Here is a 5,779-nt window from a genome sequence, read left to right as displayed (position 1 = left end):
GGCGGCGCTGGCTGGGCAGGACGAGGGTGACGACGGTGCCGGACTCGCCGGCCCGGGCGGTGCGGCCGCCCCGGTGGAGGTAGTCCTTGTGGTCGACCGGCGGGTCCAGGTTGACGACCAGGTCGAGGCCGTCCACGTGGATCCCCCGCGCGGCGACGTTGGTGGCGATCAGCGCGGTGACCTGGCCGGTGCGGAACTGCTCCAGGGTCCGGGTGCGCTGGGGCTGGGACTTACCGCCGTGCAGGGCCGCGGCCTTCACCCCGTTGGCGAGCAGGTCCTCGACCAGCGCGTCGGCCCGGTCCCGGGTGTCGGTGAACATGATCACCCCGCCGTCCCGGGCCGCGATGCGGACGATCAGGGTGTTCTTGTCGTGGTTCTGCACATGCAGCACGTGGTGCTCCATGGTGGTCACCGCTCCGGCCGACGGATCCACCGAGTGGGTGACCGGGTCCTTGAGGAAGCGGCGCACGAGGCGGTCGACGTTGCGGTCCAGGGTCGCGGAGAAGAGCAGCGTCTGGCAGCCTTCGGCGACCTGTTCGAGGAGCTCGGTGACCTGCGGCAGGAAGCCGAGGTCGGCCATCTGGTCGGCCTCGTCCAGGACTGCGATGTCGACGTCGTCCAGTCGGCAGTGGCCGCGCTCGATCAGGTCCTTCAGCCGGCCCGGGGTGGCGACGACGACCTCGGCGCCCCGGTGCAGCACCTGGGACTGGCGGCCGATCGACATCCCGCCCACCACGGTCGCCATCCGCAGCCGCACCGAGTGCGCGTACGGGGTGAGCGCCTCGGTGACCTGCTGCGCGAGCTCCCGGGTGGGGACCAGCACCAGGGCCAGCGGGCTGCCCGGCTCGGCCTTGCGGCCGGCGGCACGGGCGGCGGTGCGGGCCAGCACGGCCAGACCGAAGGCGATGGTCTTGCCGGAGCCCGTCCGGCCCCGGCCGAGCACGTCACGGCCGGCCAGCGAGTTCGGCAGCGTGGTGGCCTGGATGGGGAACGGCGAGGTGACGCCCTGGCGGGTCAGCGTCTTCAACAGGGCCGCGGGCATGTCCAGTTCGTCGAACGACTCGACGGCGGGCAGGGCGGGGGTGGTGCTGACCGGGAGTTCGAACTCCTGCTGGGAGGAGCGGCCCTGGGCCCGGTTCGGGCCTCCGGTCCGGCGGTGCGGGCTGCGGTGCGACGGGCGGTTCGAGCGGTTCATACGGAACCTTCCTCAGGACGGCACGTCGCGAGGTCGGCTCCGCTGCGCGGGCGCGCGGAGATCACAAGAAACGGGCCAAAGATGTGCCGGGCGGGGCGCGGACGATGCGGCCGGGCGAGGCATGGACGGTGCAGCCACCGGTGGGCGGGCGCCGGTGTGCGCGGTCGGCGCAACACGGCCCGCGCGGGACGGCGGACGACGGCCGAAGGCGGATCCACAGGGCCCGGTACGGCCGGGGCGGCCTGGCGGCCTGGACGGCCGGAGGCGATGGGGGGTGGAACGGCCGAGGGGCCCGCACCGGGCGTAGTGCACGGTGCGGGCCCCTCGCTACCAGGCGAGTGCCGTGGCAGAGAACTACAGCGGGCGAATGTTCTCGGCCTGCGGGCCCTTCTGGCCCTGCGTGACGTCGAACTCGACCTTCTGGCCCTCGAGCAGCTCACGGAAGCCCTGGGCGTTGATGTTCGAGTAGTGGGCGAAGACGTCAGCGCCGCCGTCCTCCTGCTCGATGAAGCCGAAGCCCTTTTCCGCGTTGAACCACTTCACGGTACCAGTAGCCATAAAAAAATCTCCTTCGAGAGACGTACGAAGTCCGCACCGTGCGGACGTCGAGTCGCCGCGATGAGCACCCGCCGGGGAAAGAGCCGGAAAACAAAAAATGCGCCTGCAATACATCAGCAGGCGCACACAAAGTTCATGGGAACCACTACTGCAACTAAATCGACTGTAGCAGGCCCTGGCTCGTCGCGGTGGATGTTCCGCAGCCGGTCTTTCCGACCCCTCCCCCACGGGGGCGGCTCACCCGCCGACGGGATCGGCAACGGGTGGCGCCGCCAGGGCAGTTGGGAGGTCGGCGGCGGGGCCCGGTCGGGCAGGTAAATTTTTCGGGCCGGGCGGGTCCGCCGAGCCGGGGCCGGCTGGTCCTGCCCTGTCACCCGGCGGGGTTCCGGCCCTCCGGAAGGGTCCGCTCCCCGGTTTTTCGGAGCATACTGATCGGGATGACGAAATCACCGGCAGTCCGGCGCCACCTGCCCACCAGTCCCTTCAAAGCCCCGGCCGAGGTGCCCCGCAAGCGGTTCGCCGCGGGCGACCGGGTCACCCACGACAAGCACGGCCTCGGCCGGGTCGTCGACGTCGAGGACGGCAGCGACATCGCGGTCCTCGTCGACTTCGGCTCCCGCCAGGAGCGACTCACCCCTCCGTACGCCGAGATGTGGAAGCTCTGACCCGGGGCTCCCTCCCGGGACACCAGGGCCCGGGCCCCGGAAAGATCCACGAGACCTTCCCCAGGACGCCGGACCGTGCGTAGGCCGTAGGACAGGCCGCGCGCACGGTCACGCGCCCGGCCTGCACCGAACCGTGCACGACGCCACCGAAGCCGGCGGCGGCGCAATAGTCTGGGTGCATGTCGAACTCTGATGAGCTCCTCGTTGACATCGCCGCCATGGTGGAGTCCGAGCACAGCAACCAGATGTCCTTGACCGTGGTGGTCCCCGGAGCGGTCATCACCGGCCGGCTCGCACCGATGGCCCTCTGGTTCGAGCGGGTGTCGGAAGTCCTGCACACCTCACAGCACTTGAAGCCGTTCGCCGCCCTCTTCTCCCCGCCCTCCGCCAGCGTGCCCGCACGGCCGACGCACCTGCACCTGCACCGGGCGCGGATCCTCCAGGGCGACTTCGGACTGCCCCACACCGGCGGCATGTACCGGATCGCCATCGAGGACGTGAGCAGTTGGACGGTGGGTGACCTCAGCTACTCCGACGCCTGACCTCCGAGCCTGACCTCCGACGGGCCCCGGGCGCGCCACACGGCCGCCCGGGGCCCGTCGGCGCACGTGAAGGCGCGGCCGGTGCCCGGCCGGCCCGCGCCCGTCAGCGGCCGGTGAGCGAGCGGAGCTCGGCGGCGTAGAGCTGGGCGGGGTCGAATCCCATGCCGGTGAAGTGGCCGGCGAGTTCGAGGGAGAGCACGCCGTGCAGCCTGGTCCAGACGGCGAGGGCGAGGTGGAGGACCGCCGGCGGGGCCGGGTGCTCCCCGGCCCAGGCCCGGTGTTCGGCGAGGTGGGCGTCGAACGGGGACGGCGACACGGCCGGTGACTGCTCCGCCGGTGACAGCTCGGCGGTGCAGGCGTCGAGCAGGACGGCCATGATCTCGACGGAGATCCGGGTGGTGTCCTCAGGCGCCCGGTAGCCGGGCACGGGGGTGCCGTAGACGAGCAGGTACCGCTGGGGGTCGTCCAGGGCCCACCGGCGCAGGGCCTGCGCCAGTCCGGCCAGGTCGGCACCCGCGGCGGCCCGGGCCTGGAAGGCGTCGGCGAGGCTCCGGTAGGCGTCCCGGACGAGTTCGGTGATCAGCTCGTCGCGACTGGCGAAGTACCGGTAGAGGGCCGGGCCGCTCATGCCCATCCGCTTGGCGATGGCGTTGAGGGACAGCGCGGAGGCCCCGGCGGTGGCGATCTGCTCCCAGGCGCGTTCCTTGATCTCCTCCTGCACCTGGGCGCGGTAGCGCTCCCGGGGAGTCCTCACATCCGACGCGCCCATGGCCGCCTCCAGACCTCACGACGATGACATCACCATCTCGTTAGAGGCTATCACTCTCCCTCTTGACTCTCACCGACGCCTGTCGTTATAACTTCTAACGAAGGCAATAACGTCTATCGAGAAGGAGGGCGTCATGGACACCGAACGCCTCGTCCAGGTCGTACTGCCGGGCGTCGTGGCGCCGGAGGGCCTGGAGATCCGGCACGGAGCCGTGCCGCAGGCCGGCCGGGGGCAGGTCCTGATCGCCATGGAGGCGAGCGGCGTCTCGTTCGCCGAGCAGCAGATGCGCCGCGGCCGGTACTACGACCAGCCGCCGTTCCCGTTCGTCCCCGGCTACGACCTGGTCGGCCGGGTGCTGGCCACCGGCGAGGGCGTCGACCCGGGGCTGGCCGGGCAGCGGGTGGCCACGCTGATGAAGGTCGGCGGGTGGGCCAGCCACGTGGCGGTCGACGCCGCCGACGCCGTACCCGTCCCGGACGGCCTCACCGCGGCCGAGGCGGAGACCGTGGTGGTCAACGGCATCACGGCCTGGCAGCTGCTGCACCGCCGGGCACGGGTGCGCGCCGGGCAGCGGATCCTGGTGCACGGCGCCTCCGGCGGGGTGGGCTCCGTCCTGGTCCAGCTGGCACGCGCGGCCGGCGTGCAGGTGATCGGCACGGCGTCCGCGCGGCACCACGACGCCCTGCGGGAGCTCGGCGTGACCCCGGTCGACTACCGCACGGAGGACGTGGCGGCCCGGGTCCGGGAGCTGGCGCCCGGCGGGGTGGACGCCGTGTTCGACCACGTCGGCGGGCGCAGCGTGATCGACTCCTGGCACCTGCTCGCCCCCGGCGGCACGCTCGTCGCCTACGGCAGCGCCTCCACCCGCGACGACACCGGCTCCAAGCAGTGGCCGGTGCTGAAGATCCTCGCCCGCACCTGGCTCTGGAACACCCTGCCCAACGGGCGCCGCGCCCACTTCTACAACATCTGGGCCGGCCGCGCCCTCGGCCGGGACCGTTTCCGCGCCCGCCTCCGGTCCGACCTCGCCCAGGTGTTCGCCGCCGTCGCCCGTGGCGACGTCACCGCCCGGATCGCCGCCCGGCTCCCGCTCGCCCGGGCGGCCGAGGCCCTGCGGCTGGCGGAGTCCGGGACCGTCAGCGGCAAGATCGTCCTGATTCCCTGACCTGCGGGGCGCGAGGGCGCGGGGCACGGCAATGGCCTGGCAATGACCCGGCAATGGTTCAGACCATTGACGGCCCGGACGGGGGCTTCTACGGTGTCAGCACCGACCTGACGCAGGCATGCCACGATCTTCGGCCGCGCCCCCACGCGCGCGTCCTACGTCGGGCGCACACTCCATCCACCCCCACGGAGGAGCACCATGCGCAAACGTCATCTCACCGTCGCGGCCGCAGCCGCGATCGCGCTCCCGCTCGTGCTGGCCCTGCCCGCCCAGTCGCACGGCTACATCAACCTGCCGCCCAGCCGGTCCGCGCTCTGCGGAGCGGACGGGGTGCCCTGGGACTGCGGCGACATCCAGTGGGAACCGCAGAGCGTCGAGGGCCCGAAGGGCTTCCCCGGCCGGGGCCCGGCCGACGGCACCATCTGCGCCGGCGGGGACGCCCGTTGGGCCCCGCTGGACGACCCGCGCAACGGCACCTGGCCGACCACCCGGGTGACGGCGGGCCAGCAGCTCACCTTCACCTGGTACATCGAGGCCCGGCACTCCACCACGAACTTCAGGTACTACCTCACCAAGCCCGGTTACGACGCGAGCCAGCCGATCACCCGGGCCAGCCTGGACCTCACCCCCTTCCTGACCGTCCCCTACAACGGCCGCCAGCCCGCCGCCACCACCACCCACACCGCGACCCTCCCCAGCGGTCGCACCGGCCACCAGGTGGTGGTGGCGGTCTGGGACGTCGCCGACACCGGAAACGCCTTCTACTCCTGCACCGACGTCCAGTTCTGACGGTCCTGACCGCTGCACCGTGCTGACGGCCCCCGGGCCCCCGCCCCGCGGGGGGGGCGGCGGGGCCGGGGGCCCCCCCGGCCGCCCGGACGCGGC

The 5,779-nt window shown here is 72.4% G+C and carries 7 protein-coding genes; 4 read left to right on the top strand and 3 right to left on the bottom strand.

Features of this window, described 5'->3' with window-relative positions; all coding sequences use genetic code 11:
- On the bottom strand, positions 1-1,195 hold a 1,195-nt coding region (locus ACFVHI_RS36890), incomplete at its 3' end, for a DEAD/DEAH box helicase (protein WP_380346414.1).
- 354 nt (positions 1,196-1,549) lie between these two features.
- Positions 1,550-1,753, bottom strand: a complete 204-nt coding sequence (locus ACFVHI_RS36885) for a cold-shock protein (RefSeq protein WP_063350360.1) — start codon at positions 1,751-1,753, stop codon at positions 1,550-1,552.
- A gap of 437 nt (positions 1,754-2,190) precedes the next feature.
- Between ACFVHI_RS36885 and ACFVHI_RS36880 the strand changes: the two genes are divergently transcribed.
- Together ACFVHI_RS36880 and ACFVHI_RS36875 are read left to right on the top strand one after the other, a co-directional pair.
- Entirely contained in the window at positions 2,191-2,418 is a 228-nt protein-coding gene (locus tag ACFVHI_RS36880) for a hypothetical protein (RefSeq protein ID WP_063350359.1), read from the top strand.
- 179 nt (positions 2,419-2,597) lie between these two features.
- A complete protein-coding gene (locus tag ACFVHI_RS36875; protein WP_063350358.1) occupies positions 2,598-2,960 on the top strand; it encodes a hypothetical protein in 363 nt (120 codons plus the stop codon).
- Between the two features lie 103 nt (positions 2,961-3,063).
- Here the strand turns inward: ACFVHI_RS36875 and ACFVHI_RS36870 are convergent, their stop codons facing one another.
- Positions 3,064-3,729 (bottom strand): TetR/AcrR family transcriptional regulator, encoded by a 666-nt coding sequence (locus tag ACFVHI_RS36870; RefSeq protein ID WP_380346411.1) that lies wholly within the window; start codon positions 3,727-3,729, stop codon positions 3,064-3,066.
- Positions 3,730-3,862: 133 nt separating this feature from the next.
- Between ACFVHI_RS36870 and ACFVHI_RS36865 the strand changes: the two genes are divergently transcribed.
- Together ACFVHI_RS36865 and ACFVHI_RS36860 are read left to right on the top strand one after the other, a co-directional pair.
- Positions 3,863-4,894 carry a medium chain dehydrogenase/reductase family protein gene (locus ACFVHI_RS36865; RefSeq protein ID WP_380346409.1) on the top strand — a complete coding sequence of 344 codons (1,032 nt, stop codon included), beginning with the start codon at positions 3,863-3,865 and terminating at the stop codon, positions 4,892-4,894.
- A gap of 198 nt (positions 4,895-5,092) precedes the next feature.
- Positions 5,093-5,683 (top strand): lytic polysaccharide monooxygenase, encoded by a 591-nt coding sequence (locus ACFVHI_RS36860; protein ID WP_380346407.1) that lies wholly within the window; start codon positions 5,093-5,095, stop codon positions 5,681-5,683.
- The last annotated feature ends 96 nt before the right edge of the window (positions 5,684-5,779 follow it).

Source organism: Kitasatospora sp. NPDC127121, from assembly GCF_042677305.1.
GTDB lineage: Bacteria > Actinomycetota > Actinomycetes > Streptomycetales > Streptomycetaceae > Kitasatospora.
This window is presented reverse-complemented; position numbering and strand designations above follow the sequence as displayed.